Raw genomic sequence first — 26995 nt, forward strand, 5'->3', positions numbered from 1 at the left:
TCAACCCAGCAGGCGCGCCACGACGCGATCCGCCGTGTCCTGCAGACAGTCGGCGTAGCTGACGCCTGCCGATTTCAGGGGTTTGAGGTCATGATTGGCCGTCGGCAGCCAGTGCACTTCGATGCTGGATGACAGCTTATAGCCTTCGACCGCCTCGCGATTGCCCAGCGCATCGCGCTCGCCTTGGACGATCAGGGTCGGCGTGCGTAAATCGGCCAGATGAGCCACCCTCGGCTTTTCCGGTTTACCCGCCGCATAGAACGGATAGCCAAGGCAAATCAGCGCCTGCGCCTGAAGCTCATCGGCGACCAGGCTGGCCATGCGCCCACCCATGGATTTGCCCCCGATCGCCAGTCGTCCGCTGACCACCGGACGCACCGCAGCGTAGACCTGATGCCAGCATTCCAGCAGTTTCGCCTGCGGGTTCGGCGGACGTCTTCCGCCATCAGCACGGCGTTGTGCCATGTAGGGAAATTCGAATCGCAACACGCCAACGCCTGAAGCGGCAAGCCGCGTGGCGATGTCATTCATGAACTCGCTGTCCATCGGCGCACCGGCGCCATGAGCGAGAATCAGGATCGCCAATTGTCCGTTCGAGCTATTCGACGGCGCCGTCCACAGCCATCCGTGCTGCCGGGCCAGATGCCCACATTGATCGGCGTCAGTGCTCGCCGGTTGACCTTTGCTCATGCTTGCCTCTTCGGTTACGCCTTGTCAGTGGCAACGGTTGTATGCCGGTCATTATGCCGGGCAAAGCAGCTGCCGCGCGCGGGGAAACGTGCAGGCCGGCCCTTGGCGCCTGAGCCGTCGTCGTGGACGTCACGCTGACAGACGCCCGAGTGACGCTCATGAAGATTGCCGGCGGAGACAGCCTGGGTTCAGCTCGGCGGTTCTACCCTGCCAGAGCACTTCGGACGAAAGCACCGGAAGGATGAGCGCCCCAACCCGCACGCAACCGGGCGGTTTCATTCTCGGAAACAGGCTTCGCTCCGGCATGGGTCGATCAACCGCGACGATCGCCGATGCCATCTGCCAGCTCGGGCCAAATTTTTTTGGGCGATGAAACGTGCAACCGTCGACGGCATTTTTTGTATACAACCCGAGGTGCAGAAACACTCTTGCAACGCACGGAAAGACTGCAAGAGGAACGTTTCAGCACTGTGTCGAATCATCGAGCGCCGCGTCTGCCGATGGACGCGGCGGTTCGATGCGATTGCGCGACCAAGTGTCGCACTCATCAATCGCGAGGCTTCCCACGCCAGCGTTTCGCGTCTAAGCTTGCGTCGCAGAGTGGTTCGGTAACAGCCGGCCACAGGCTTGGTAGAAGGATTGTGCACGGTACTCCAACCCGCTTGCAGACAGACAGCGCCGATCTGTTCGTCACCCGCCGGGTTGTATCCAATTCCCCCACTCACGCGCGCTGTCCCAATCGACCTGTCCCCGCACTTTCGGCCCACATAGGCAGAACCTTATTGAGCCAGTGCGTGGGCGTCTGTCTGAAAACCGCATCAGTCGTTTTCCGTTGACCTGACCCGCCGCTTGTGGCGTGGCAAAAGGTCTACGCTTACACGATGTTGCGGCCGTTACCACACTAATAAAATACCCAAACCGTGGAACCCTATAATGAGCACAGCAATCAGTCCGACTGCTTATAACTATAAGGTGGTCCGCCAGTTCGCCATCATGACGGTGGTCTGGGGGATCGTTGGCATGGGGCTCGGCGTCTTCATTGCCTCGCAACTGGTCTGGCCTGACCTCAACTTCGGCCTGCCGTGGACGACATTCGGACGCCTGCGCCCGCTGCACACTAACCTTGTGATCTTCGCCTTCGGCGGCTGCGCCCTGTTCGCCACTTCCTATTACGTCGTGCAACGCACGTGTCAGACGCGGCTGATTTCCGACGGCATGGCGGCGTTTCACTTCTGGGGCTGGCAGGCGGTTATCGTCGGCGCCATCGTCACCTTGCCGATGGGCTACACGACCACCAAGGAGTACGCCGAACTGGAATGGCCGATCGCGATCCTCCTGGCGGTTGTCTGGATCACCTACGCGGCGGTGTTCTTCGGCACCATCGTCAAGCGCAAAACCAAGCACATCTACGTCGGCAACTGGTTCTACGGCGCGTTCATCGTGGTGACCGCGATGCTGCACATCGTCAACCACATCTCGCTGCCGGTGAGCCTGTTCAAGTCGTATTCGGCCTACTCAGGCGCGACCGACGCGATGATTCAGTGGTGGTACGGGCACAACGCAGTAGGCTTTTTCCTCACGACCGGCTTTCTAGGGATGATGTATTACTTCGTTCCGAAACAGGCCGAACGTCCGATCTACTCGTATCGCCTGTCCATCGTGCACTTCTGGGCGCTGATCACCCTGTACATCTGGGCCGGTCCGCACCATCTGCACTACACCGCCCTGCCCGACTGGGCGCAGTCGCTGGGCATGGTCATGTCGATCATCCTGCTGGCGCCCAGCTGGGGCGGGATGATCAACGGCATGATGACCCTTTCCGGCGCCTGGCATAAATTGCGCACCGACCCGATCCTGCGTTTTCTGGTGGTGTCCCTGGCGTTCTACGGGATGTCGACGTTCGAGGGGCCGATGATGGCCATCAAGACCGTCAACTCGCTTTCTCACTACACCGACTGGACCATTGGCCACGTTCACGCTGGCGCTCTGGGTTGGGTGGCGATGATCTCCATCGGCGCGGTGTACCACATGATTCCGAGAATTTTCGGACGCCCGCAGATGCACAGCATCGGCCTGATCAACACGCATTTCTGGCTCGCCACCATCGGCACCGTGCTGTACATCGCCTCGATGTGGGTCAACGGCATCACCCAGGGCCTGATGTGGCGCGCCATCAACGATGACGGCACGCTGACGTACTCGTTCGTCGAAGCGCTGCAGGCCAGTCATCCGGGTTACATCGTGCGCGCCCTGGGCGGAGCGTTTTTCGCCAGCGGCATGCTGTTCATGGCCTATAACGTGTACCGCACGGTCCGTGCGTCGAACGCCGAAGAAGCCGAAGCGGCTGCCCAAATCGCCGTCGTGGGAGCGCACTGATGATCAGACACGAAACCCTCGAAAAGAACATCGGCCTGCTGTCGATCTTCATGGTCATCGCGGTGGCCGTGGGTGGCCTGACGCAGATCGTGCCGCTGTTTTTCCAGGACGTCACCAACAAGCCCGTCGAAGGCATGAAGCCGCGTCCGGCCCTTGAGCTGGAAGGCCGCGACGTGTTCATCGCCAATGGCTGCGTAGGCTGTCATTCCCAGATGATCCGGCCGTTCCGGGCCGAAACCGAGCGCTACGGCCACTATTCGGTGGCGGGCGAAAGCGTCTGGGATCACCCGTTCCTGTGGGGCTCCAAACGTACCGGGCCCGACCTGGCCCGCGTCGGCGGGCGTTACTCGGATGACTGGCATCGTGCGCATTTGTATAACCCGCGCAACGTGGTGCCCGAGTCGATCATGCCGGCGTACCCGTTCCTGGTGGAAAACCGCCTCGACGGCAAGAACACCGGCAAGAAAATGGAGGTGATGCGCAGCCTCGGCGTGCCCTACACCGACGAGGACATCGCCGGTGCCGCCGACGCCGTTCGCGGCAAGACCGAGATGGACGCATTGGTGGCCTATCTGCAAGGCCTGGGCACCCTCATCAAAAGCAAACGGTGATCACGATGGATATCGGAATGATTCGAGGTCTTGGCACGATCGTGGTGATGGTGGCGTTCATCGGCCTTTCGCTGTGGGTGTTCAGCCCTCGCCGCAAGGCTGAGTTCGACGATGCGACCCTGCTGCCCTTTGCCGACGATCCCGAGGCGATCAAACAGCTCGAGCAGGCAAAGACCTCCAGGAGCCGCGCACAATGACTACGTTCTGGGGCCTTTACGTCACCGTGCTGACGCTGGGCACGATCTTCTCCCTGAGCTGGTTGCTGCTGGCGACCCGCAAAGGTCAGCGCGCCGATACCACCGACGAAACCGTCGGCCACTCCTTCGACGGCATCGAGGAATACGACAACCCGCTGCCCAAGTGGTGGTTCATGCTGTTCGTCGGCACCATCATTTTTGCCCTCGGCTACCTGGCGCTGTACCCGGGCCTGGGCAACTGGACGGGGTTGCTGCCGGGTTACGAATACGCCGACAACGACAAGCAGGTGACGTTCTCCGACGGCAAGGCGGGCTGGACCGGTGTGCACGAGTGGGAGAAAGAGATGGCCCGGTCGGACGCCCGTTTCGGGCCGATTTTCGCCCGATTCGCCGCCATGCCGATCGAAGACGTCGCCAAAGATTCACAAGCGCTGAAAATGGGTGGGCGCCTGTTCGCCTCCAATTGCTCGGTCTGCCACGGGTCCGACGCCAAAGGTGCCTACGGCTTCCCGAACCTGACCGACGCCGACTGGCGCTGGGGTGGTGATCCGCAGACCATCAAGACCACCATCATGGGCGGGCGCCATGCCGTGATGCCCGCGTGGGGCGAAGTGGTCGGCGATCAAGGCGTGCGTGATGTCGCCGCCTTCATCCTGACCCGTCTTGATGGCCGCAAACTGCCGGACGATGCCAAGGCCGACGCTGCGGCGGGGCAGAAGATATTCGCTGCCAACTGCGTCGCCTGCCACGGCCCCGAAGGCAAAGGCACGCCGGCAATGGGCGCTCCGGATCTGACCCACCCGGCGGCCTTCATTTATGGCTCAAGCTTCGCGCAACTCCAGCAGACGATTCGCTACGGTCGTCAGGGCCAGATGCCGGCGCAGGAGTTGCTGCAGGGGAACGACAAGGTGCATTTGCTGGCGGCGTATGTGTACAGCCTTTCGCATGGCGAGAAGAGCCAGGCGGATGGGCAGGAGTAGAAGAAACGGCGCCTCGCTGGCGGAAAATGGCGAGGCCCTCTTTTCGTTACATATTGACTGTTGTGGGCGTGCTGCAGCGGGCATAGGATGCGCAACAACTGAGTAGCAACGTAACTACATTCATATGCCAAGGAGTTGCCCATCCCATGATCACGACGATAACCAGCCGGGAATTCAATCAAGACACCAGCGGAGCCAAAAAAGCCACCAAGGAGGGGCCCGTATTCATTACCGACCGAGGACGCCCGGCTCACGTGCTTCTGACTATCGAGGATTATCAAAAGCTAACCGGCGGGTCCGTCAGCATTATTGACATGCTGGCGATGCCTGGCACTGAAGACATTGATTTCGAGCCGCAACGTGCTGTTGTCACTCAACGCACGGTGGACTTTTCCTGATGTACCTGCTCGACACGAACGTTGTTTCTGAATTGCGAAAGAATCACAGGGCAGCACCCAGCGTGATGAGATGGGCACGGCCAATCCCGGCCTCCAGCCTGTATTTGTCGTCCATCACAGTGCTTGAGCTTGAGACTGGCATCCTGCGGCTCGAACGTCACGATTCTGCGCAATCGAAGCTGCTCAGAACGTGGCTGGAGCATCATGTTTTACCTGCATTTGCGGGCCGAATCCTGCCTATCGATGCCGCTGTAGCGAGCAAATGTGCCCGATTGCACGTACCGGATCCTCGCAGCGAGTACGACGCATTGATCGCTGCCACGGCATTGGTACATGGCATGACGGTGGTCACACGCAATACCGCTGATTTTGCAGGCAGCGGGGTAACGCTGCTCAACCCGTGGATCAGCCAACTAAACGAGGATCGCACTTCATACCGGGTATAGCCCGAGCGAGGATCCCGTAAGCCACGCAAACCGGCCCATCGACTAAAATCAGAGGGGCGACAGGCGTGGCGAAACCGTGAATAACGACCCCGACCGGCACGCACTGGCCGGGGCAAATTCCCCCTTCGTGGGACGTTGCGATGAGCGAACAAATACCGGTACACAACGTCACGCCGCCGGCCAGAAAAGACGGCGACACCGTCGATCTCTACGCTTCGCGGGAGAAGATCTACACCCGGGCTTTTTCCGGTCTGTTCCGCAACCTGCGAATCAGCGGCGGCATCGTCCTGTTCCTGCTTTATTTCGGCACCGTCTGGCTGGACTGGGGCGGCCACCAGGCGGTCTGGTGGAATCTGCCGGAACGCAAGTTCTACATCTTCGGCGCCACTTTCTGGCCGCAGGATTTCATCCTGTTGTCCGGCATTCTGATCGTCAGCGCATTCGGGCTGTTTTTCATCACCGTATTCGCGGGGCGCGTCTGGTGCGGCTACACCTGCCCGCAGAGCGTCTGGACATGGATTTTCATGTGGTGCGAGAAGGTCACCGAAGGCGATCGGAATCAGCGCATGAAGCTGGACAAGTCGCCGATGAGCGCCAGCAAATTCACCCGCAAGCTGGCCAAGCACAGCCTGTGGCTGCTGATCGGGCTGCTCACCGGGCTGACCTTCGTCGGCTACTTCTCGCCGATCCGCGAACTGGTCGTCGACTTCATCACTGGTCAGGCTGATGGCTGGTCTTACTTCTGGGTCGGCTTCTTCACCCTTGCCACTTACGGCAATGCCGGCTGGCTGCGCGAGCAGGTGTGCATTTACATGTGCCCTTATGCGCGCTTCCAGAGCGTGATGTTCGACAAGGACACGCTGATCGTTTCCTACGACCCACGCCGCGGCGAGAAACGAGGCCCGCGAAAAAAAGAGTTGGATTACAAGGCACATGGCCTGGGCGATTGCATCGACTGCACCATGTGCGTACAAGTCTGCCCCACCGGCATCGACATCCGTGACGGCCTGCAGATCGAGTGCATCGGCTGCGCAGCCTGCATCGACGCCTGCGACACGATCATGGACAAGATGAACTACCCGCGCGGGCTGATCAGTTACACCACCGAACACAACCTGTCCGGCCAGACCACGCACACCCTGCGGCCGCGTCTGATTGGTTATGCGGCGGTGCTGCTGGTGATGATCGGTGTGCTGACGGGTGCGTTCTTCATGCGCTCGCTGGTGGGTTTCGACGTCAGCAAGGACCGCGTTCTGTACCGTGAAAACGCCGAAGGGCGCATTGAAAACGTGTACAGCCTCAAGGTGATGAACAAGGATCAGGTCGATCACGTCTACGTGCTGGACGCCACGGGCCTTGCGGACCTGAAGCTGCAAGGGCGGCGCGAGATCAGGGTGCCGGCGGGTGAAATCGTCACCCTGCCGGTCGAGCTGTCGGTGGCGCCAGAACAACTGCCGTCGAGCACCAACGAGGTGAAATTCATCCTGCGGGACGTCGAGCACAGCGGCAGCGAAATTCAGGCAAAAAGCCGTTTCATTGGTCCACAGGTGCGTTGAGAGAAGTCATCAATGAGCGTCACAACCGCTGCAAGTCCCTGGTACCGGCATCTGTGGCCATGGATCATCATCGCCATCCTCGCCTGCTCGGTCACGCTGACCCTGTCCATGGTGACGATTGCCGTCAATCACCCGGACAACCTGGTGAACGACAACTATTACGAGGCCGGCAAAGGCATCAACCGTTCGCTGGATCGCGAATGGCTCGCGCAGACGCTGAAGCTGCGCGCCACGATCCAGCTGGACGCGCTGACCGGTGAGGTCGATGTGCGGCTCAACGGTGACAGTCAGCCGGAAACCATGGTGCTCAACCTGATTTCGCCGACGCAGCCGGAGAAGGATCGCAAGGTCGTTCTGGCGCGCAACCCTGCGCAACCCGGGCGTTACGTCGGGCAACTGAGCGACCGGGTTGAAGGCCGGCGTTTCGTCGAATTGCTGGGCGTGGACAACGCTCGGACCTGGCGCCTGTTCGAAGAGGAGCTCATTGCCCGCGACAAAGCGCTGGTGCTGGGCGACGAGCCGCTTCAGGGCGCGGAAAAGAAGTGACGACGTGAACACTCCCCGCCCCTGCTATCACTGCGCACTGCCCGTTCCATCGGGCAGCCGCTACCTCGCCACGGTGCTCGGCGAGCCTCGGGATTTCTGTTGCCCAGGCTGTCAGGCCATCGCCCAGGCCATCGTCGAAGGCGGCCTGGAAAGCTATTACCAGCACCGCAGCGAGGCCTCGACCAACCCGCAAACCCTGGTGCTGCCACTGCCTGACGAGCAGACCCTGTACGACCGTGCCGATGTGCAGGCGTCATTCGTGCGTCACGACGAGTCCCTCGCGGAGACCACGCTGATGATCGACGGCATCAGTTGCGCGGCCTGCGGCTGGCTGATCGAGCGCCATCTGCGCACCTTGCCGGCCGTGGCCGAAGCGCGCCTGAACCTGTCCAGCCATCGTCTGCACCTGCGCTGGGACGATGCGCAACTGGCGCTGAGCGAGGTGATGAGTCAGCTGCGCAGCATTGGCTACGCGGCTCATCCTTACCAGACCGATCAGGCGACCGAGCGTCTGGCCTCGGACAATCGCCGCAGCCTGCGGCAACTGGGCGTGGCAGGCCTGCTCTGGTTCCAGGCGATGATGGCGACGATGGCGACATGGCCGGAGTTCAGCCTCGATCTCAGCCCGGACATGCACACGATCCTGCGCTGGGTGGCGATGTTTCTGACAACGCCGATTGTCTTCTACAGCTGTGCACCCTTCTTCATGGGTGCATTGCGCGACCTGAGAACCCGACGTCTGACGATGGATGTTTCGGTGTCGCTGGCCATCGGCGCGGCTTATCTGGCAGGCATCTGGACGGCGATCACCGGTGTAGGTGAGCTGTATTTCGACGCGGTCGGCATGTTTGCGCTGTTCTTGCTGACCGGGCGCTATCTGGAACGCCGCGCGCGGGAACGCACTGCCGCTGCGACCTCGCAACTGGTGAATCTGCTGCCGGCGTCCTGTCTGCGCGTGAAAGAAGACGGCCAGACCGAGCGCATCCTGCTCAGCGACCTGCGTCTGCACGATCGGGTGCTGGTTCATCCTGGCGCGGTTTTGCCCGCGGACGGCAGGATCGTCGCCGGACAATCCAGCCTCGATGAGTCGCTGCTCAGCGGTGAATACTTGCCCCAGCCGCGGCGCACGGGCGATGCCGTCACGGCGGGCACGGCCAACGTCGAAAGCGCCTTGACCGTCGAAGTGCTCGCGCTGGGCCATGACACCCGCCTGTCCGCCATCGTCCGGCTGCTGGAGCGGGCGCAGACGGAAAAGCCGCCGCTTGCCCGCATTGCCGACCGGGCCGCGCACTGGTTTCTGATGATTTCGCTGGTGCTGGCCGCCGCCATCGGCCTGTTGTGGTGGCAACTGGACCCCGCGCGCGCCTTCTGGATCGTGCTGGCGATGCTGGTTGCAACCTGCCCTTGCGCGCTGTCGCTGGCGACGCCGACCGCATTGACCGCCGCCACCGGCACGCTGCACGCCCTGGGCCTGCTGCTCACGCGCGGCCATGTGCTGGAGGGGCTGAATCAGGTCGACACGGTCATCTTCGACAAGACCGGCACGCTCACCGAAGGCCGGCTGACGCTGCGCGCCATTCACAGCCTTGGCGCGTTGAGCAGTGACGAGTGCCTGTGCCTGGCGGCTGCGCTGGAAAATCACTCGGAGCACCCGGTCGCCAGGGCATTCGGCAGCACGCCGCTGACCGCACAGGATGTGATTGCGATGCCAGGGCTTGGTCTTGAGGGTCGCGTGGATGGTCGGGTTCTGCGCATCGGTCAGCCTGCGTTCGTCTGCGCGTTGAGTGAGAGCCAGGTTCCGTCGCTGCCCGAGCAGGTGGGTCAATGCCTGCTGCTGGGCGACGCGCACCAGGCGCTGGCCTGGCTGGTGCTGGATGATCGGGTGCGTGACGACGCCGCGGGCTTGATCGACGCGTGCCGCCAGCGCGGCTGGAAGACGCTGCTGTTGTCCGGCGACAGTTCGCCGATGGTTGCCAGCGTCGCCGCGCAGCTGCGCATCGACGAAGCGCGCGGCAGCCTGCAGGCGCAGGACAAACTGGCGATTCTTGGGCAGTTACGGGCGCAGGGACACACCGTACTGGTGGTCGGCGACGGGGTCAATGACGTGCCGGTGCTGGGCGCGGCGGACATCAGCGTGGCGATGGGGTCGGCGACCGACCTGGCGAAGACCAGCGCCGACACGGTCCTGCTGTCCAATCGCCTGGAGGCGCTGGTGCAGGCATTCAGCCTGGCGCGCCGAACTCGCCGGGTAATCATCGAAAATCTGCTGTGGGCCGGTCTGTACAATGGCCTCATGCTGCCGTTTGCCGCGCTGGGCCTGATCACGCCGTTGTGGGCGGCGGCCGGCATGTCGATCAGTTCGCTGGTGGTGGTGCTCAACGCTCTGCGACTGACCCGCGTGAAGCAACGCCCACCCGCGCCCGCCCTCAGCGCCGACCGCCGTGCGCTGCCAGCATGACCGCACCACTGCTTCAGGAGGCCCGATGCCTGCGCTGTACGTCATGATTCCCGTCGCGCTGTTGATAGTGGCGGTGGCGATCTACATCTTTTTCTGGGCGGTGAACAGCGGTCAGTATGACGATCTGGACAGCCCGGCGCACAGCATCCTGTTCGACGATCAAGATCCCGCGCACAAGGCTGGCGTCGATGAAGCATCAGGAAAAACCGTACCGCCTGCGCGCGAGAAACCCGCGGATGATTGATCCGGATTCCAGCCCCTCGCGGTTGCGGGCAAGCGCGCGCCTACAAGGCGAACAGCTCGTTTCCCACGTCGAACGCTATGCAGGCCGGGCCCATGGCTGACCTCCTCCCCCAACTCGTCAGCGCGCTGATTCTCGGCCTGCTTGGCGGCGGCCACTGCCTGGGCATGTGCGGCGGGTTGATGGGCGCGCTGACCCTGGCGATCCCCAGGGAACAACGCAGTCGGCGCTTGCGCCTGCTTGCGGCCTATAACCTGGGGCGAATTTTCAGCTATGCCTGCGCCGGGTTATTGATCGGCCTGCTGGGTTGGGCGGTGATCAACAGTCCGGGCGCGATGTTGCTGCGGGTCGTTGCCGCGCTGTTGCTGATCAGCATGGGTTTGTACCTGGCCGGCTGGTGGAGCGGCCTGACGCGCATCGAAGGCCTGGGCCGCTGGCTGTGGCGCTTCATCCAACCAATCGCCAGCCGCCTGCTGCCTGTGTCGAGCACGCCGCGTGCCCTGTTGCTCGGCGCGTTGTGGGGCTGGTTGCCATGCGGACTGGTTTACAGCACGTTGCTGTGGGCCGCCAGCCAGGGCAACGCCTGGTACAGCGGCCTGCTGATGCTCGCATTTGGCGTCGGCACCTGGCCCGTGCTGCTCGCCACCGGCCTTGCCGCCGGACGCACCCACGCGCTGCTGCGCCGCCGCAGCGTGCGGGTGGCGGGCGGTCTGCTGGTCATCGTGTTCGGCCTGTGGACGCTGCCCGGCCCGCATCAGCACTGGCTGATGGGGCATTGACGGCACCGCTCGTCCGGCGCGCGGAGGTCTCTCGCCGAGGGATCTGCCTGTATTGATCCAGATCAACGTTTCCCTGCTGTTCACTCCCTAAACTGCTTCCACCGCCAGTCTTTTCGGGAATGCCCGCATGCTCGACGACCTTCGTTGGGATTCAGAACTCATCCGCCGCTATGATCTGGCGGGACCCCGTTACACGTCCTACCCCACTGCCGTGCAGTTTCATACGCAGACAGGCGCCTTCGACCTGCTCCACGCCCTGCGCGAGAGCCGCAAGGCGCTCAGGCCGCTGTCGCTGTACGTGCACATCCCGTTCTGCGCCAACATTTGTTACTACTGCGCCTGCAACAAAGTGATCACCAAGGATCGCGGTCGCGCCCAGGCGTACCTGCAACGGCTGGAACACGAGATCGAGATGATCGCCTGTCACGTCGACGCTCGGCAGGTCGTCGAGCAGCTGCACCTGGGCGGGGGCACGCCCACCTTCCTCAGTCACGTGGAACTGCGGCAGCTCATGGCGCACCTGCGCAAGCATTTCCACCTGCTGGACGATCATTCCGCCGACTACGGCATCGAAATCGACCCCCGCGAAGCCGACTGGTCGACCATGGGCCTGTTGCGCGAACTGGGCTTCAACCGCGTGAGCCTCGGCGTGCAGGATCTCGACCCACTGGTGCAGCGCGCAATCAACCGCCTGCAAAGCCTGGAAGAGACCCGCGCCATCGTCGAGGCTGCGCGCACGCTGCAATTTCGGTCGGTGAACGTCGACCTGATCTACGGCTTGCCGTTGCAGACACCCGACGGCTTCGCCCGCACGGTCGACGAGGTGATCGCGCTGCAGCCCGACCGGCTTTCGGTGTTCAACTACGCGCACCTGCCGGAACGCTTCATGCCGCAGCGGCGCATCGACACCGCGCAACTGCCCGGCCCCGAGCACAAGCTGCAGATGCTGCAGCGCACCATCGAACAATTGACCCGCGCAGGCTATCGCTACATCGGCATGGACCATTTCGCCCTGCCCGACGACGACCTGGCGATCGCGCAGGAAGAAGGCACCCTGCAGCGCAATTTTCAGGGCTACACCACCCACGGTCACTGCGATCTGATCGGTCTGGGCGTCTCGGCCATCAGCCAGGTCGGCGATCTGTACGCGCAAAACAGCAATGACCTGACCGAATACCAGAGCCTGCTCGCCAGCGATCAACTGGCCACCAAACGCGGCCTGCTGCGCAACGCCGACGACCGTTTGCGACGCGCAGTCATCGGCCAACTGATCTGTCATTTCCAGCTGGATTTCGCCAGCATCGAGGCCACCTTCGCCATCGACTTTCGCAATTACTTCGCTGATGAGTGGCCGCAGTTACTGGACATGGCCACAGACGGACTCATCGAACTGGATGCCAGAGGGCTGGCCGTCACGCCATCGGGACGGCTGCTGGTGCGGTCGATCTGCATGGTGTTCGATGCGTATCTCAGCATGCAAAACCGTCAGAGATTTTCCCGCGTCATATAGGAGTTTTCCTTTGCATGGGCAGGAATGTTTGTCACGCCATGGAAGGCACGTGCTAGTCGGGGCTTTGACCGTGGGTTACCCTTTCGACTTATGTGTGTATTTTCACAAGGAATTACCCGATGTCTGAGCCAGTAAAACTGCGCGCTCATACCCAGGCTCACTGCAAGGATTGCAGCCTGGCCCCGTTGTGCCTCCCGCTTTCGCTGAACCTGGAAGACATGGATGCACTGGACGAAATCGTCAAACGCGGCCGTCCACTGAAAAAAGGTGAATTCCTGTTTCGCCAGGGCGACACGTTCGATTCGGTCTACGCCGTGCGCTCTGGCGCGCTGAAAACCTTCAGCCTCAGCGATGGCGGCGAAGAGCAACTCACCGGCTTCCACCTGCCGAGCGAACTGGTCGGCCTGTCGGGCATGGACGCCGAGGCCTATCCGGTGTCGGCGCAGGCGATGGAGACCACCTCGGTCTGCGAAATTCCATTCGAGCGGCTCGACGAGCTGTCCGTGCAACTGCCTCAATTGCGCCGGCAGCTGATGCGAGTGATGAGCCGGGAAATTCGCGACGATCAGCAGATGATGTTACTGCTCTCGAAAAAAACCGCCGACGAGCGAATCGCGACCTTCCTGGTCAACCTGTCGGCGCGTTTCCAGGCCAGGGGGTTCTCGGCCAACCAGTTCCGCCTGAGCATGTCGCGCAATGAAATCGGCAATTACCTGGGGCTTGCGGTGGAAACCGTGTCGCGGGTATTCACCCGATTCCAGCAAAACGCACTGATCGCCGCCGAAGGCAAGGAAATCCACATTCTGGACCCGATCCAGCTGTGCGCACTGGCCGGTGGTTCGCTGGAAACCTGATGCATCGAGGCTTGGGCAGGCTTAGACTAGCGCCTTTGTTTCAGTCTCCTGCCCAGGATCCTTCGATGATTTTCGACGAATTCAGCTTCAAATCCCTGATCCGCCCGGTGGTGGATTTCCCCAAGCCCGGCGTGATCTTCCGCGACATCACCCCGCTGTTTCAGTCGCCCAAGGCGCTGCGCGTAGTGATCGACAGCTTCATCCAGCGTTACATCGACGCGGAATTCACCCACGTCGGCGCAATGGATGCGAGGGGTTTTCTGATCGGCTCGATCATCGCCTACGAACTCAACAAACCACTGGTACTGTTCCGCAAGCAAGGCAAATTGCCGGCCGACGTCCTGGCCGAGGGCTACCAGACCGAATACGGCGAAGCGTTCCTGGAAGTTCACGCCGACAGCCTGTGCGACGGCGATTCGGTAGTGATGTTCGATGACCTGATCGCGACCGGTGGCACGCTGATCGCCGCGGCCAACCTGATCCGCCGCATGGGCGCGAAGGTTTACGAAGCAGCGGCGATCATCGACTTGCCGGAACTGGGCGGTTCGCGGCGCCTGGAAGACATGGAGATCCCGACGTTTTGCCTGACGCAGTTCGCGTTGACCGATAAATAACGGCGCAGTGATTTTCCACTGTGAGCGCGCGTTTGCCCGCGATTGCGGTGTGTCGGCCAAGACGGTGTATCTGACCCACCCTGATCGCGGGCAAGCACGCTCCTGCAGTGAATGGTTTGATTTCAGAGCTGTATCGGCTTGCGACCCGCGAACGAGTGCGCCAGCGTGCCGCCATCCACCAGCTCAAGCTCGCCACCCAGCGGCACGCCGTGGGCAATCCGGGAGGTCACCAGACCTTTGTTGTTGAGCAACTGGGCGATGTAATGCGCCGTCGCCTCGCCCTCCACGGTGGGGTTGGTCGCCAGGATCACTTCGGTGAACGTGCCCTGCTCCCCGATGCGCGCCATCAATTGAGGAATGCCGATCGCTTCAGGACCCAGCCCGTCCAGCGGCGACAGATGGCCTTTGAGCACGAAGTAACGTCCGCGATAACCGGTCTGCTCGACGGCGTAGACATCCATCGGCCCCTCCACGACGCACAACAATGTGTCGTCACGGCGATTGTCGGCGCATTGCGGACACAGCTCATCTTCGGTGAGCGTGCGGCATTGCTTGCAGTGTCCAACGCCTTCCATGGCCTGACTCAGCGCTTGAGCCAGTCGCGAGCCGCCACTGCGATCACGCTCGAGCAACTGCAACGCCATGCGTTGAGCGGTTTTCTGACCCACGCCCGGCAAAATGCGCAGGGAGTCGATCAACTGGCGAATCAGAGGGCTGAAGCTCATTGAAGAAACGTCCGACAAAAACACGAGACGCGGTTTATACCCGCGCCCCCGATTAGCGTCAAATAACGCTTACGACACCTTCACCACCAGCTTGCCAAAGTTCTTCCCTTCGAGCATGCCGATGAAGGCGTCCGGCGCATGCTCCAGGCCTTCCACCACGTCCTCGCGGAATTTGACTTTGCCGTCCTTCACCAGTGGCACCATCTCCTGCATGAATTCATCCAGGCGGTGGTAATACTCTTCGTAAACGATAAAGCCCTGAATTTTCGCGCGCTTGGTCAGCAGCGTGCGCATCAGCAGCGGCAGGTAGTTCGGGCCATCGGGCAGCCGCTGAGCGTTGTATTGCGCAATCAGGCCGCACAGCGGAACCCGCGCATGCTGGTTGAGCAGCGGCAGCACGGCCTCAAATACCTTGCCGCCGACGAGTTCGAAATAGATGTCGATCCCGCTCGGGCAGGCTTCGCTCAGCTGCTCGGCAAAATGCTCGCTGTGGTGATCGATGCAGGCGTCGAAACCCAGTTCGTCCATCACGTAGCGGCATTTGTCGATGCCGCCCGCAATGCCCACCACGCGCAGACCGTGCAGCTTGGCGACCTGGCCGACGACCGAGCCGACGGCGCCGGACGCTGCGGCAACCACCAGCGTCTCACCCGCTTTGGGCTGACCGATGTGCATCAGGCCCATGTAGCCGGTGATGCCGGGCATGCCCAGTACGCCGACAGCCATGGACGGACTCGGAATATCCTTCGGCACGGGCATGAGGTTTCTGCCGTCCGAAACGCTGTGCGTCTGCCAGCCGGTCTGCCCCACCACCAGGTCGCCTTCCTTGAACGCGGGATTGCGCGACTGCTCGACGACACTGACCGCACCGCCTTCCATCACCGCGTCGATTTCCACCGGAGGCGCGTAGGACGGCGCGTCGCTCATGCGACCGCGCATGTAGGGATCGAGGGAAAGGTACAGCGTGCGAAGCTGAACCTGCCCTTCCTGCAGGTCAGGCAAAGCTTCACGTTCCAGACGAAAGTTCTCCGGCGTCGGGGCGCCCTGCGGACGGGAGGCCAGGACGATACGCTGGTTGAGAATCAGATCTTGCGACATCGGGAGCGGCTCCTTGATGGATCAATGAAGGACTATAGAAGCAGACCGTTCTGCCCGGACGGGGTTCGGTTGAATGCAACAGGTCATATGAAGGACATCATTTTTCGCCCTGACATCGGATCTCAATTTGCTCAGCGGCAACCGGTGCGTCCACTGAACATGCAGCGATCGCGAATCCGTCCTCGCGAGCAAGCTCACGCCTACAGGTCACGAGCTCGGCTCCGGCATCACGGTGAGGTGGAATACTGTTCACGGGCCCATAAAAAATGCCAGGCACTCGGCCCGGCATTCTGGGTGCAACACAACCAACCCTGGATCAGAACGGCAGTTTCATGCCTGGCGGCAGCTGCATGCCGGCGGTCATGCTGGCGGTCTTCTCCTGGCTGGCGGCCTCGATCTTGCGCACGGCGTCGTTGACGGCGGCGGCGATGAGGTCTTCCAGGATTTCCTTGTCTTCCTGCATCAGGCTGTCGTCCAGACTGACGCGCTTGACGTCATGGCGACCGGTCATCACCACGCTCACAAGGCCTGCGCCGGACTGGCCGGTCACTTCGGCATTGGCCAGTTCTTCCTGCATCTTGGCCATTTTTTCCTGCATCTGCTGGGCCTGCTTCATCAGGCCAGCCATGCCACCTTTCATCATGGGAGTTCTCCTCGAAAGTCGTTGGGGTCGTAACGCGGCGCCAAGTGAGCTTAGCGCCTCGTGGTGATTAATGGGCCTGCGCCGGGGCGTCCACCGGCACAATCGTGTCTTCGCGAATGAACGCGCCAAACTGCTCCAGCATCTGCTTGATGAACGGATCGCCATGAATCGCGGCTTCGGCCTGACGCTGACGATCGGCCCTGCGACGTGCCGCGGCCTGCGCTGGCGTCTCCTGCTCTGGCTTGATCAGCTCGATACTCAGATGGATAGTGCGTTCATGGTATTGGTTCAGCGCATCGTTCAAACGGCGCTGTTGCGTCGAGTTGAACAGCGCACTGTGCGCCGGATCCAGGTGCAGCAGCCAATTGTCGCCCTCGACCGAAATCAGCGTGCAGTTGGCGGCGATGCTGCCGGTCATGCCGGACACCGGCAGTTTCGGGAATATGTCCAGCCATTCTGCGGCAAGACCGGTGGCTGGCCTGGCGGCGGGCAGCAACTCCGGCTCCTTTTCCACCGCTTCGGCGGTGTCGTGGGCGAGGTCGTCAAGGTACGCAAACGAGGCAGGATCGATGTCAACATCCGGCTCGTAGTAATCGTCATCCGGTGGCGGCTCGTCGTCGCGCTCCATCGGCGCCGGCACATAGGCAACCGCATCCGGCACATGCTCGAGCATTGCGGGGGTCACCACATCGGCGGCGGCCTGCAGCTGTTCCTGCGACTCGACTTCCGGCGCGTCCGGCACCGGGCTCGCAGGTGCAGGCGTTGGCATCGGGGTAAGATCAGGCTGCTCGGCCACAGTGTCCAGGACAGGCTCGGGAATCTCTTCGGCCATCGGCTCGGCAACCGGCTCGGGCTCGATCACAGCGGCCAACGGCGCCGCCTTCGGCTCGTTCCAGGGCAGATCGATCTCTTGCGTCGCAGTGGCCGGCTCAGGCACCGGGGCGACCGGCACAACGGGCGTTTCGACAGCAGGCGCCGGCGCACTGACTGCCGGGCTGCGGTCTGGCGTCGGCGCGATGGCCGCCGTACTTGCCACCGCTGTCCGGGAATCAACCGTGGCCGGGCTGATCCCCACTGACTTTAACGATTGCCTCGGTGCCGATTCACTGTCCGCGGGGCGGAAGGCGAGCATGCGCAGCAGGACCATCTCGAACCCGCCTCGCGGATCGGGAGCCAGCGGCAGATCGCGCCGCCCGATCAGGCCCATCTGATAGAAGAACTGAACGTCTTCGGCCGGTAAGGCCTGAGCCAGCGCCAGCACGCGATCGCGGTCGCCATGGCCATTGTCGACACCTTCGGGCAGCGCCTGCGCGATGGCGACGCGGTGCAGCACATTGAGGATTTCCGACAGCACACCGCTCCAGTCCGGCCCTTGCTCGGCCAGATGGCGAACGGCTTCGAGCAGCGAGCGAGCGTCACCCTCGATCAACGCGGTCAGCACGTCGTAAACCTGGCCATGATCCAGCGTGCCGAGCATCGCCCGGACATCCGCCGCCAGCACCTTGCCTTCCCCGAACGCGATGGCCTGGTCGGTCAGGCTCATGGCATCGCGCATCGAGCCGTCGGCCGCGCGCCCCAGCAGCCACAGCGCATCGTCTTCAAACGGAATGTTTTCAGCGCCCAGCACGTGGGTCAGGTGCTCGACCACACGCTCCGGCGTCATGTTTTTCAGGGAGAACTGCAAGCAGCGCGACAGAATCGTTGCCGGGAGCTTCTGCGGATCGGTGGTGGCGAGGATGAATTTGACGTAGGGCGGCGGCTCTTCCAGCGTCTTCAGCAACGCGTTGAACGAGTGGCTGGAAAGCATGTGCACTTCGTCGATCAGGTAGACCTTGAAGCGCCCGCGGCTCGGCGCGTACTGGACGTTATCGAGCAGCTCACGGGTGTCTTCGACCTTGGTGCGACTCGCCGCGTCGATCTCGATGAGGTCGACGAAACGGCCTTCGTCGATTTCACGACAGACCGAGCATTCGCCGCAGGGCGAAGACGTGATACCGGTTTCGCAGTTCAGGCATTTGGCGATGATCCGCGCGATGGTGGTCTTGCCGACGCCACGGGTGCCGGTGAACAGATAGGCGTGGTGCAGACGCTGGCTGTCCAGCGCGTTGATCAGGGCCTTGAGCACATGGGTCTGGCCGACCATTTCGCGGAACGAGCGCGGACGCCATTTACGTGCAAGAACCTGATAACTCATTGAAAACCGTCGCGACTGGGATGCGGAAGACCGCTAATGCTAGCGGAGCGGGGGCAAAAATGCATCCGGGCAATATGAGTGCGCGCATATAAACAATCTGCGACTAGACTGCCACGACAGCGGAAACGCCGAATGAATGCCCACTGATAGCGCCATTATGCTCATATAGAGGCACCATATGCGTCTGCTGGCACTGAGCGCTTTGTTGGTGATAAGTGGGACGGGACATGCCGAGCACGCGCCGCTGAGGTTTTCCATTGCCGACGCGTGGGCCATGCCGCTGGTGCAGATCGATGATCATCAGGCCACCGGCGGCATCCTGTTTGACATTATGCAGAGCATGGCGGCCCAGGCCGACCGCGCGGCCGAATATCGCGTGGTGCCCATCCAGCGCGTGCAGCGCACGCTGGAGCGCGGCGCCATCGATGTGCGCTGTTACGCCGCGCAGTCGTGGATGCCGAACCTCTCGGGCGATTACACCTGGAGCCTGCCGCTGTTGATCCAGCGCGACCTGCTGATCAGCACGCCCGACAACGCCGCGCCGGTCGAACCCGGGCAGCTCGACAACGAGGCTATCGGCACGGTGCTGGGTTACGTGTACCCCACGCTGCAGTACAGTTTCGACAGCCAGCGTCTGAGACGCGACGATGCCCGCAGTGAGGTTCAGGTCCTGCAGAAACTGCAGCTGCATCGCTACCGCTACGCCGTCGGCAACCAATGGTCGCTGGACTGGTTCAACCGCAACCTTCCCGAAAATCAGCAACTGCGCCGCGTGGCTGTCATCGACGAGCAACCGGTGGGCTGTATCGTGCACAACGACACGCAGATTCCCGCGCAGCAATTGATGCGAATCCTGCTGCGCATGCGCATGTCCGGGGAGATCGACCGGATCATGAGCCGCTACAACACGGTGTCGGGATTACCGGCAGACCGTCCTTCAACGCCCTGATCGAGCGCAGCGCGACGCGTCAAGACCGGACGCTTAAAGCTGTAGCAATAACGTCACATTGCGGGATTAGGCTCCCTCGACATAATTAGTTACACCTTGAATCCAGCGAGCAGGAGCCGTGATGAGCGACATACCCGAAGACCCCGCCACGCCGTCCGCCAGCACGACGTTCACCAACTCCCCCACCGACACCAGCCGTCGTCGCTTTCTGGGTGGTGTGGCCGTGTTGGGCGCCGGGGCGACGTTAAGCAGCGTTGTCGCCGCGAGCGACACCGGCAGCGACGGCAAGTCCGCCGCCCTTGAAACCACGTTAAGCGGTACTGAACTGGACAAGGCGCTGGCCGATAACGTCAAGACCATCGTGGTCATCTACGGCGAGAACCGCAGTTTCAATAACCTGTTCGCCAATTTCCCCGGCGTCGAGAAGCCATTGTCGGCGGTGAAAGCCGATGACTGTCGGCAGCGTGATCGCGACGGCAAACTGCTGGAGACCCTGCCGCCGGTCTGGGGCGGTGTCTGTCAGATCGGTCCGCAGAGCATCGATGGCGTGACCTACCCGGCCGGCGTGCAGTATCAGGAAAACCTGCCGAACGCGCCTTACGCACTCAAAGGCCCGAGCGCGGAGGACTTGCCGTTTGGCCTGGTCACGCGCGATCTGTGGCATGTGTTTTATCAGAACCAGATGCAGATCAATGGCGGCAAGAACGACGGCTTCGTCGCCTGGGCCGACTCCGGCGGCCTGCCCATGGGTTATTACAGCCAGAGCCAATACTCCTTGCGCCTGTGGGATGTGGCCAAAGAGTTCGTGCTCTGCGACAACTTCTTCCAGGGCGCCTTCGGCGGCTCGTTCCTCAATCACCAATACCTGATCAGCGCAAAAGTGCCGTTTTATCCGGACGCTGCGAGTTCGGTCGCCAAGTCGCAGATCGCCGTTCTGGAAAGCAGCGACCCGCTGGACTATCGCCTCAAACCGCTGGAAAAATCCCCCGCCAGCGCCATGTCCGGCCCTCCTCAGTTCGGCCCCAGCGCCCTGACGCCCGATGGCTACGCGGTCAACACGATGGCCCCGCCCTACTGGCCGACCTGGCTGCGGGACAAGGAAAAGCCCGATTATTCCCAGCCTAACCTGGCCAACGTCCTGGTTCCGCAGAGCCATGACCACATCGGCGACAAGCTGTCGAAGAAGAACATTGACTGGGCCTGGTACGCCGGCGCCTGGCAGGTGACGCTGGACGAATACAAGGACTCGACCGGCATCCCGAAGATCCCGAACTTTCAGTATCACCACCAGCCGTTCAACTACTTTAAGCAACAGGGTCCGGAAAACGCCGCCGAGCGTAAAAAACGTCTGCGCGACGGCGGCCTGGGCGATGAGTCGGCCACCAACCGGTTCCTGGCCGACGCCGAAGCCGGGAAACTGCCTGCGGTGACGTTTTACAAGCCGCAAGGCAACTTGAATATGCACGCCGGTTACGCCGACGTGGCGGCGGGTGACCGGCATATCGATCGCGCCGTGAAGACCCTGCGCAACAGCCCTCAATGGAGCAACATGGTGATTGTCGTCACCGTCGACGAGAACGGCGGCTGGTGGGACCATGTCGCGCCGCCCAAAGGCGACCGCTGGGGCCCGGGCACGCGAATTCCGGCCATCGTCATTTCGCCGTTCGCGCGCAAGGGCTCGGTCGATCACACGATTTACGACACCGCCTCGATCCTGCGCCTGATCACCCGCGTTCACGGCCTGGAAAAACTCGACGGCATCGTAGAACGCGACAACGCAATGACCGTACGCGGCCAGGCGCCGATGGGCGACCTGACCAACGCCCTGCACTTCCCGAACTGACCGGTCGATCCGCGATCTGGCCTGAGCGCCGGATTGCGGACACCGCCGATGCTGGCCGTTTGCGCAGCCGTTTGTCCCGGTGACCACCATTCAGTTGCTCGCAGAATCCGGCCGGATCTGTCTATGTACAGCGTTTTCATGCCTGCCTAGAGTGGCCAGCTCCCCTAACCGACATCGGAGCGTCCATGCCACACTCATTCAAATTCCAGCAGGTCGATGTGTTCTCCAGCGCACCGACACAGGGCAACCCGCTGGCCGTCGTCAGTTCCGCCGATGATCTGACTGACGCGCAAATGGCCGCTTTCGCACGCTGGACCAACCTCAGCGAAACCACCTTCCTGCTGCGTCCGACGCATCCGGAGGCGGACTACCGCGTGCGCATTTTCACGACCACACGCGAACTGCCATTTGCCGGGCACCCCACATTGGGCAGTTGCTTCGTCTGGCTGGACAACGGGGGCGTCGCCCAGGCCGAGGAAATCGTTCAGGAATGCGGCGCGGGGCTGGTGCGCATCCGCCGCGACGGTTCGCGCCTGGCCCTGTGCGCGCCGCCGTTGTTGCGCAGTGGTCCGGTTGAAGACGACGTGTTGCAGCGCATCATCGCGGGCCTTGGATTACGCCGTGAGCAAGTCACCGGGAGCCAGTGGGCAGACAACGGCCCGGGCTGGGTCGCGGTCATGCTCGCCAGCCGCAATGACGTGCTCGGCGTACGTCCCGACTACGCCGCACTGCGCGGTCTGAACGTTGGCCTCGTCGCGCCGTGGACCGGGCCGGACGCCGAGGCCGATTTCGAAGTCCGCGCTTTCACGGGCGATCTGGGCGCCGAAGATCCGGTGACCGGCAGCCTCAACGCCAGCATCGCCCAATGGCTGATTCCGGCCGGTCTCGCGCCACGCCAGTACACCGCCCGCCAAGGCACGGCGATGGGCCACCGCGGTCAAGTCCACGTGGAGCAGATCGGTGAGCAGATCTGGGTGAGCGGCGAGGTGCAAAAGTGCATCGCCGGTCAGGTGACGCTCTAAGGCAGGTCGTTTGCGGCGAGTCGAATCCGCCGCAAACCGGATCACCGACAGGGAAAGGCGTTTTTCAGCGCGGCGACCACCAGCACTGATTCGTTCAGATGCAGGCTCTGCGGGTGTTCTTCGAGCGACTGGACGACGATCCGCATCGACTGGACCATGGGAATTCCGCCCTCGGGCACGCACACCAGCCGGGGTGTATTACCGGCCTCATGAAACAGGTCCAGGGTGTCCATCGTCGCCTGCAGCACGCCCACGCAATGACCGATGCCGACCGGATTTTTCGCGGCGCCGCCGCTCATGCTGTTGATACCGTCCTGACATTCGAGCAGCAACTTATTGCCGTCCGCCATGGCGTACGTACTCACACTCAGCAGTAGCGCCGTGAACATCCACGTGATCGCTCGGGTCATCGGGGCCCTTCCGGTTTCATCGTCGATTGCCGCTAGCGCAGCCACAATTCCTTCACCGAATGATCCGCCGCCTTACGTACTACAAGGCTTGCGCGCTCACGGGTCGGCAAGATGTTTTCCAGCAGATTGGGACGGTTGATGTCACGCCAGATCTTGCGCGCGGCGTCGGGGGATTTCTCCGGCGGCAGGTCGGCGAGCTCGCGGAAATAGGCCCCGCGAGCGCGGAATGCAGTGCGTTGCAGCATCAGGAAACGCTCGACGTACCAGCGTTCGATGTCACCTTCGTCGGCATCCAGGTAAATGGAGAAATCGAAGAAGTCCGAGACGATGCTCCCGGGTTTCTGCCCGTCATTGCCCTCGGTCTGGAGGACGTTCAGCCCTTCGAATATGAGGATGTCAGGCTGACTGACCTTCAGGAATTTGTCCGGCACGATGTCGTAGCTGATATGCGAGTAGACCGGCGCGCTGATCTCGGCAGCGCCGGCCTTGAGGTCCGAGAGAAACTTGACCATGCGCTTGCGATCGTAGCTTTCCGGAAAACCCTTGCGGTGCATGATGCCTTCGGCGTCGAGCTTGGCGTTGGGGTGCAGAAAACCGTCGGTAGTGACCAGATCGACCCGAGGGTGATCGGGCCAGCGCGCCATCAACGCCTGCAGCACACGCGCGAACGTGCTCTTGCCCACGGCAACGCTGCCGGCGACGGCGACGACATAGGTCTGTTTTTTCGCAGGACGGCCCAGAAAGGTGTCCTTGATGCTTGCCAGGTTTCGCGCGGCGCTGACATGCAGGTTGATCAGTCGCGACAGCGGGAGGTAAATATTGGCGACATCTTCAAGGGAAATATCTTCGTTCACGCCTCGCAATGCAGCCAGATCTTCTTCGAACAAAGTCAGTGGCGTGCTGGCGCGCAGCCCCGCCCACTCTGCGCTGCTCATTACGAGATAGTCATCAGGCGCCATCTATAGCCTTCCAATCCAGGTGTCCGTTTCGACAATGGTGCGAAGACTATCGTATTGACCCAAAAACGGGGCAGATTTCTTTGATCTGGCAAGGGTTACAGATCGCAGATACCCACCGTTACAGTTTTTCGGAAACCACCTACCTTTCCAAAGTCGTCCACCTTACAGCCCGACCGTCCAGAACCCATGATCATGTTGGCATGTGGTTACTTGTTGTTTCCACTGCAAGGCGGAGCGCGCTCAGCATGACGCTGGCACGTCTGCGTCCTATGAAAATCATGAATTGTGGATTTGATTCAGCGATGACAATAAAGCTCGACTGGCTGACCAGCAATGCGGAAGAAATGGAACTGGCGAAGCGCTACTGGGCCATGAATGACGATGGGGATTTTCTGGAGAAAGTAAACAACCTCGTGCCCTTTCGCCACATCACACAAAGCGGAACCCTCGCGGCCTACGTGCGCCAGCTATGCAAAGCCTTCGATGAAAACCTCGTGTGTCGCCACTGTAACGGCTGCATGGAGGTGAAAAGCCGGTCCAGCGCCAAGAAATACCTGCAGACGTCTCCACGGCCCTGCCCGGACTGCGAGACGATACACGCTGAGCAGGAACGCCTTGAAAAGGAGGCGGCGGCCGTGGAACTGGAACGGCAACTGAGCGCCTATATCGAGACGCTGCCATCGGGGCCTATCGACTACCTTGCGATGAGCGACAGCGAGGTATTGCTGCTGCGGGCGCTGGACCTGGCGCTCTCACCACGTTTGACCCGCGACGCTTTCATGCTTGGTGACTGCACCGCACTGGCTCCCGCTTATACCGATCAACTCGTCCTCAGGCTGATTGACGCAGGCATTCTCCTGGAAGATCCGCCTAATGCGATGCCCGAGACTTATTGCTTACATAACGGAAGGCTTGCCGCACATTCTCGATACATCGCCTACTCCCTGGCCGCCGACGAGCAACTGGGACGTGGCGAGGAAGCGATGCAAGTGTTGGCCGATCGCAAATATCAGGACGCCAACGGGTTGTTCGACCTCTGGCTGGACGTCGCCTGCGCCGACGCGATGCGTTATCTCCACGACAAATGCCAGGCGTTTGACCATGACCTTGACGAGGCTCAACTTGAGGAGATCAAGAGCACCCTGCGCAACGCGTTGAAGACACACAGCATCTCGCAGATCTGGTTCGTGATCTGGAAAAACGTCAAGGACGCTGCCAGCCTCGCCCGTCTGGTTTACTACTCGGCGACCCGCGCCACGGCGACCATTCCGGGAAAAATCCGCAGAACGCTGGAGAAAGTCGAAAAGGAAGGCACCGAGCTGCGCATGTGGGAGCGCCCCGACCAGCAACCAGCAGGAACGCTGGCCATGATGTTCAACGAGTTGTTCGGTGTAGATGAGGACACACCCGGCGCGAAAGTGCACGCACGCCTTCTGCAATTATCGGCCGGGGAGTCATTCGCAGGCGCTGAGCTTGCGCAACCGGAACAGGTGCGCAAACTGCTATGTGACGCAATGATCAACGACACCGGGGCCCAGATGCTTCAGCAGTTCGCTGAGCTGGTCCGCGAGGGTCATGACACGGGCTACGCGATCATGATGATGCTGGGCAGTGAATCCGGCGCGCCCGCCTGAAAACTGAGCTGCTGGCGCCGATGTGATGCATCGGCGCCACGCTTGAAACCAGCGACGTCAGCCGCCAATGAAGATTTCTTCGCGAGCAAACCTTTCGTCATCGAGTGCTTTGACACTGACAAGACCGCAGCGATCAAGCCGATTCGTAAGGCGGGTAATCCACGTAACCCTCGGCGCCGCCACCGTAGTAGGTGTCGCGGTTCGGGGTTGCCAGCGGCCAGCCGTTTTTCAGGCGGGCAACCAGATCGGGGTTGCCGATGAAGGGCTGGCCGAAACCTGCCAGATCAATCAGCCCGGCGTCGACCAGATCCTGAGCGCGCTCAAGGGTCATGTCTCCGGCCAGAATCAGCGCCGTGCCAGCCAACTGCGCCTTGCATTGCGTGAGCAAGTCACGCAGCGCCTGTTCCTGCGCCTGCGCGCCTTCGCTGGCGAGGAAGAAGTGCGTCTGGTCCATCACGTGGACATAGGCAATGCCGCGCTCGCCCATGCCCGCGCAAAGCGCTGCATAGGTTTCATCGATCTGCGGATAGAGCGGCATATCGAACAGCTGGCCGTAAGGCGAGATGCGGATGCCGACACGGTCGGCGCCGATTCTGGCGCAGACTGCATCCACCACTTCGAACACGAAACGCAGGCGATCCTGCAGGTTCTCGGCCGAATAACGGTCGCTGCGATCGTTCACCCGCGGATTGAGGAACTGCTCGATCAGGTAGCCGTTGGCGCCATGGATTTCAACGCCGTCGAACCCGGCGGCAATGGCGTTTTCCGCGGCTTGCGCGAAGTCCTCGACGACCCGACCAACCTCATCGGTCGCCAGGGCGCGTGGCACGGAGGTCGGTACGAAACCGGGCTCGCCATCGTCCGCATAACCGAACGCAATGGCGCCCTGAGCGGGTTTGTTCGTCGAACTGACCGGCGCTTTGCCGCCTTCCTGAATCGAGGTGTGAGAGACACGGCCCACGTGCCACAGTTGAGCGAACATCTTGCCGCCCACGCTGTGCACCGAGTCGGTGGTCAGCTTCCAGCCCTTGATCTGCTCGGGGGTGAAAATGCCCGGGTTGAACAGATAGCCTTGCCCTTCGCGGGAAATCGGCGTGCCTTCCGACACGATCAGGCCTGCGGTGCCACGCTGGGTATAGTGCAACGCGATCTGCTCGGTCGCGACGTCTTCGGGCGCGCGTGAGCGAGTCATCGGCGCCATGACGAAGCGGTTGTTGAGGGTCAGGCCGTTCAGCGAATAAGGGGCAAACAGGTCAATCATC

The 26995-nt window shown here is 61.7% G+C and carries 26 protein-coding genes; 18 read left to right on the top strand and 8 right to left on the bottom strand.

The window, feature by feature from the left end; translation table 11 throughout:
- Window positions 1-690 carry an alpha/beta family hydrolase gene (locus BMZ10_RS07830; protein ID WP_093459412.1) on the bottom strand — a complete coding sequence of 230 codons (690 nt, stop codon included), beginning with the start codon at window positions 688-690 and terminating at the stop codon, window positions 1-3.
- Between the two features lie 933 nt (window positions 691-1623).
- On the opposite strand from BMZ10_RS07830, the gene ccoN reads away from it, so the two are divergent.
- From ccoN to BMZ10_RS07900, 14 genes are all read left to right on the top strand, one after another.
- Complete coding sequence (ccoN, locus tag BMZ10_RS07835; RefSeq protein ID WP_093459413.1) at window positions 1624-3066, top strand: cytochrome-c oxidase, cbb3-type subunit I; 1443 nt, start codon at window positions 1624-1626, stop codon at window positions 3064-3066.
- Entirely contained in the window at window positions 3066-3677 is a 612-nt protein-coding gene (ccoO, locus tag BMZ10_RS07840) for a cytochrome-c oxidase, cbb3-type subunit II (protein WP_093459414.1), read from the top strand. Before ccoN ends, ccoO begins: the two co-directional genes overlap by 1 nt.
- A gap of 5 nt (window positions 3678-3682) precedes the next feature.
- On the top strand, window positions 3683-3874 hold the full coding sequence (locus BMZ10_RS07845; RefSeq protein ID WP_093459415.1) for a cbb3-type cytochrome oxidase subunit 3: 192 nt from the start codon (window positions 3683-3685) through the stop codon (window positions 3872-3874).
- A complete protein-coding gene (gene ccoP / locus BMZ10_RS07850) occupies window positions 3871-4854 on the top strand; it encodes a cytochrome-c oxidase, cbb3-type subunit III (RefSeq protein WP_093459416.1) in 984 nt (327 codons plus the stop codon). Before BMZ10_RS07845 ends, ccoP begins: the two co-directional genes overlap by 4 nt.
- A 146-nt stretch (window positions 4855-5000) precedes the next feature.
- On the top strand, window positions 5001-5252 hold the full coding sequence (locus tag BMZ10_RS07855) for a type II toxin-antitoxin system Phd/YefM family antitoxin (protein ID WP_093459417.1): 252 nt from the start codon (window positions 5001-5003) through the stop codon (window positions 5250-5252).
- The gene (locus tag BMZ10_RS07860; RefSeq protein ID WP_093459418.1) at window positions 5252-5698 is read left to right on the top strand and encodes a type II toxin-antitoxin system VapC family toxin; all 447 of its coding nucleotides are present in this window, start codon (window positions 5252-5254) and stop codon (window positions 5696-5698) included. The genes BMZ10_RS07855 and BMZ10_RS07860 overlap by 1 nt, the downstream gene beginning before the upstream one ends.
- A 140-nt stretch (window positions 5699-5838) precedes the next feature.
- Window positions 5839-7254, top strand: coding sequence for a cytochrome c oxidase accessory protein CcoG (gene ccoG, locus BMZ10_RS07865; protein ID WP_093459419.1), 1416 nt, complete (start codon window positions 5839-5841; stop codon window positions 7252-7254).
- Between the two features lie 12 nt (window positions 7255-7266).
- Window positions 7267-7800 carry a FixH family protein gene (locus BMZ10_RS07870; RefSeq protein ID WP_093459420.1) on the top strand — a complete coding sequence of 178 codons (534 nt, stop codon included), beginning with the start codon at window positions 7267-7269 and terminating at the stop codon, window positions 7798-7800.
- A 4-nt stretch (window positions 7801-7804) separates the two neighbouring features.
- Window positions 7805-10258, top strand: coding sequence for a heavy metal translocating P-type ATPase (locus BMZ10_RS07875; protein WP_093459421.1), 2454 nt, complete (start codon window positions 7805-7807; stop codon window positions 10256-10258).
- A gap of 25 nt (window positions 10259-10283) precedes the next feature.
- Window positions 10284-10502 carry a cbb3-type cytochrome oxidase assembly protein CcoS gene (gene ccoS / locus BMZ10_RS07880; protein ID WP_093459429.1) on the top strand — a complete coding sequence of 73 codons (219 nt, stop codon included), beginning with the start codon at window positions 10284-10286 and terminating at the stop codon, window positions 10500-10502.
- A gap of 92 nt (window positions 10503-10594) precedes the next feature.
- Complete coding sequence (locus tag BMZ10_RS07885) at window positions 10595-11278, top strand: sulfite exporter TauE/SafE family protein (RefSeq protein WP_093460163.1); 684 nt, start codon at window positions 10595-10597, stop codon at window positions 11276-11278.
- Window positions 11279-11405: 127 nt separating this feature from the next.
- Window positions 11406-12788 (top strand): oxygen-independent coproporphyrinogen III oxidase, encoded by a 1383-nt coding sequence (hemN, locus tag BMZ10_RS07890; RefSeq protein WP_093459430.1) that lies wholly within the window; start codon window positions 11406-11408, stop codon window positions 12786-12788.
- A 119-nt stretch (window positions 12789-12907) separates the two neighbouring features.
- The gene (gene fnr, locus BMZ10_RS07895; RefSeq protein ID WP_093459431.1) at window positions 12908-13642 is read left to right on the top strand and encodes a fumarate/nitrate reduction transcriptional regulator Fnr; all 735 of its coding nucleotides are present in this window, start codon (window positions 12908-12910) and stop codon (window positions 13640-13642) included.
- A gap of 65 nt (window positions 13643-13707) precedes the next feature.
- Complete coding sequence (locus tag BMZ10_RS07900; RefSeq protein ID WP_093459437.1) at window positions 13708-14256, top strand: adenine phosphoribosyltransferase; 549 nt, start codon at window positions 13708-13710, stop codon at window positions 14254-14256.
- A 122-nt stretch (window positions 14257-14378) separates the two neighbouring features.
- Here BMZ10_RS07900 and recR read toward each other — a convergent pair whose 3' ends face one another.
- From recR to dnaX, 4 genes are all read right to left on the bottom strand, one after another.
- The gene (recR, locus tag BMZ10_RS07905) at window positions 14379-14981 is read right to left on the bottom strand and encodes a recombination mediator RecR (protein WP_093459439.1); all 603 of its coding nucleotides are present in this window, start codon (window positions 14979-14981) and stop codon (window positions 14379-14381) included.
- Between the two features lie 69 nt (window positions 14982-15050).
- Window positions 15051-16079: an NADP-dependent oxidoreductase gene (locus BMZ10_RS07910; RefSeq protein ID WP_093459444.1), complete on the bottom strand. Its 1029-nt coding sequence runs from the start codon at window positions 16077-16079 to the stop codon at window positions 15051-15053.
- Window positions 16080-16395: 316 nt separating this feature from the next.
- Window positions 16396-16722, bottom strand: coding sequence for a YbaB/EbfC family nucleoid-associated protein (locus BMZ10_RS07915; protein ID WP_062385680.1), 327 nt, complete (start codon window positions 16720-16722; stop codon window positions 16396-16398).
- Between the two features lie 67 nt (window positions 16723-16789).
- Complete coding sequence (gene dnaX / locus BMZ10_RS07920) at window positions 16790-18916, bottom strand: DNA polymerase III subunit gamma/tau (RefSeq protein ID WP_093459446.1); 2127 nt, start codon at window positions 18914-18916, stop codon at window positions 16790-16792.
- A 178-nt stretch (window positions 18917-19094) separates the two neighbouring features.
- Between dnaX and BMZ10_RS07925 the strand changes: the two genes are divergently transcribed.
- The 3 genes from BMZ10_RS07925 (at window position 19095) to BMZ10_RS07935 (ending at window position 22730) form a co-directional block, all read left to right on the top strand.
- A complete protein-coding gene (locus BMZ10_RS07925; protein ID WP_093459448.1) occupies window positions 19095-19865 on the top strand; it encodes a substrate-binding periplasmic protein in 771 nt (256 codons plus the stop codon).
- 121 nt (window positions 19866-19986) lie between these two features.
- Window positions 19987-21708: an acid phosphatase gene (acpA, locus tag BMZ10_RS07930; protein ID WP_093459451.1), complete on the top strand. Its 1722-nt coding sequence runs from the start codon at window positions 19987-19989 to the stop codon at window positions 21706-21708.
- Window positions 21709-21893: 185 nt separating this feature from the next.
- Window positions 21894-22730, top strand: a complete 837-nt coding sequence (locus BMZ10_RS07935) for a PhzF family phenazine biosynthesis protein (protein WP_093459463.1) — start codon at window positions 21894-21896, stop codon at window positions 22728-22730.
- A gap of 41 nt (window positions 22731-22771) precedes the next feature.
- Here BMZ10_RS07935 and BMZ10_RS07940 read toward each other — a convergent pair whose 3' ends face one another.
- The gene (locus BMZ10_RS07940; protein ID WP_093459466.1) at window positions 22772-23140 is read right to left on the bottom strand and encodes a Rap1a/Tai family immunity protein; all 369 of its coding nucleotides are present in this window, start codon (window positions 23138-23140) and stop codon (window positions 22772-22774) included.
- A gap of 32 nt (window positions 23141-23172) precedes the next feature.
- Window positions 23173-24099, bottom strand: a complete 927-nt coding sequence (coaA, locus tag BMZ10_RS07945) for a type I pantothenate kinase (protein ID WP_093459469.1) — start codon at window positions 24097-24099, stop codon at window positions 23173-23175.
- A gap of 80 nt (window positions 24100-24179) precedes the next feature.
- Here coaA and BMZ10_RS07950 point away from each other — a divergent pair, with 80 nt between their 5' ends.
- Window positions 24180-25733, top strand: coding sequence for a hypothetical protein (locus BMZ10_RS07950; protein WP_143070271.1), 1554 nt, complete (start codon window positions 24180-24182; stop codon window positions 25731-25733).
- A gap of 133 nt (window positions 25734-25866) precedes the next feature.
- Here the strand turns inward: BMZ10_RS07950 and BMZ10_RS07955 are convergent, their stop codons facing one another.
- Window positions 25867-26994, bottom strand: coding sequence for an alkene reductase (locus BMZ10_RS07955; RefSeq protein WP_093459475.1), 1128 nt, complete (start codon window positions 26992-26994; stop codon window positions 25867-25869).
- Between the last annotated feature and the right edge of the window lies 1 nt (window position 26995).

This window comes from Pseudomonas sp. NFR16 (genome assembly GCF_900108875.1).
In the GTDB taxonomy this organism is placed as follows: domain Bacteria; phylum Pseudomonadota; class Gammaproteobacteria; order Pseudomonadales; family Pseudomonadaceae; genus Aquipseudomonas.

Bases quoted from the DNA above. Each gene is read 5' to 3' on its own strand.
- BMZ10_RS07830 (WP_093459412.1), bottom strand. From the start codon at position 690: ATGAGCAAAGGTCAACCGGCGAGCACTGACGCCGATCAATGTGGGCAT.
- ccoN (WP_093459413.1), top strand. From the start codon at position 1,624: ATGAGCACAGCAATCAGTCCGACTGCTTATAACTATAAGGTGGTCCGC.
- ccoO (WP_093459414.1), top strand. From the start codon at position 3,066: ATGATCAGACACGAAACCCTCGAAAAGAACATCGGCCTGCTGTCGATC.
- BMZ10_RS07845 (WP_093459415.1), top strand. From the start codon at position 3,683: ATGGATATCGGAATGATTCGAGGTCTTGGCACGATCGTGGTGATGGTG.
- ccoP (WP_093459416.1), top strand. From the start codon at position 3,871: ATGACTACGTTCTGGGGCCTTTACGTCACCGTGCTGACGCTGGGCACG.
- BMZ10_RS07855 (WP_093459417.1), top strand. From the start codon at position 5,001: ATGATCACGACGATAACCAGCCGGGAATTCAATCAAGACACCAGCGGA.
- BMZ10_RS07860 (WP_093459418.1), top strand. From the start codon at position 5,252: ATGTACCTGCTCGACACGAACGTTGTTTCTGAATTGCGAAAGAATCAC.
- ccoG (WP_093459419.1), top strand. From the start codon at position 5,839: ATGAGCGAACAAATACCGGTACACAACGTCACGCCGCCGGCCAGAAAA.
- BMZ10_RS07870 (WP_093459420.1), top strand. From the start codon at position 7,267: ATGAGCGTCACAACCGCTGCAAGTCCCTGGTACCGGCATCTGTGGCCA.
- ccoS (WP_093459429.1), top strand. From the start codon at position 10,284: ATGCCTGCGCTGTACGTCATGATTCCCGTCGCGCTGTTGATAGTGGCG.
- BMZ10_RS07885 (WP_093460163.1), top strand. From the start codon at position 10,595: ATGGCTGACCTCCTCCCCCAACTCGTCAGCGCGCTGATTCTCGGCCTG.
- hemN (WP_093459430.1), top strand. From the start codon at position 11,406: ATGCTCGACGACCTTCGTTGGGATTCAGAACTCATCCGCCGCTATGAT.
- fnr (WP_093459431.1), top strand. From the start codon at position 12,908: ATGTCTGAGCCAGTAAAACTGCGCGCTCATACCCAGGCTCACTGCAAG.
- BMZ10_RS07900 (WP_093459437.1), top strand. From the start codon at position 13,708: ATGATTTTCGACGAATTCAGCTTCAAATCCCTGATCCGCCCGGTGGTG.
- recR (WP_093459439.1), bottom strand. From the start codon at position 14,981: ATGAGCTTCAGCCCTCTGATTCGCCAGTTGATCGACTCCCTGCGCATT.
- BMZ10_RS07910 (WP_093459444.1), bottom strand. From the start codon at position 16,079: ATGTCGCAAGATCTGATTCTCAACCAGCGTATCGTCCTGGCCTCCCGT.
- BMZ10_RS07915 (WP_062385680.1), bottom strand. From the start codon at position 16,722: ATGATGAAAGGTGGCATGGCTGGCCTGATGAAGCAGGCCCAGCAGATG.
- dnaX (WP_093459446.1), bottom strand. From the start codon at position 18,916: ATGAGTTATCAGGTTCTTGCACGTAAATGGCGTCCGCGCTCGTTCCGC.
- BMZ10_RS07925 (WP_093459448.1), top strand. From the start codon at position 19,095: ATGCGTCTGCTGGCACTGAGCGCTTTGTTGGTGATAAGTGGGACGGGA.
- acpA (WP_093459451.1), top strand. From the start codon at position 19,987: ATGAGCGACATACCCGAAGACCCCGCCACGCCGTCCGCCAGCACGACG.
- BMZ10_RS07935 (WP_093459463.1), top strand. From the start codon at position 21,894: ATGCCACACTCATTCAAATTCCAGCAGGTCGATGTGTTCTCCAGCGCA.
- BMZ10_RS07940 (WP_093459466.1), bottom strand. From the start codon at position 23,140: ATGACCCGAGCGATCACGTGGATGTTCACGGCGCTACTGCTGAGTGTG.
- coaA (WP_093459469.1), bottom strand. From the start codon at position 24,099: ATGGCGCCTGATGACTATCTCGTAATGAGCAGCGCAGAGTGGGCGGGG.
- BMZ10_RS07955 (WP_093459475.1), bottom strand. From the start codon at position 26,994: ATGATTGACCTGTTTGCCCCTTATTCGCTGAACGGCCTGACCCTCAAC.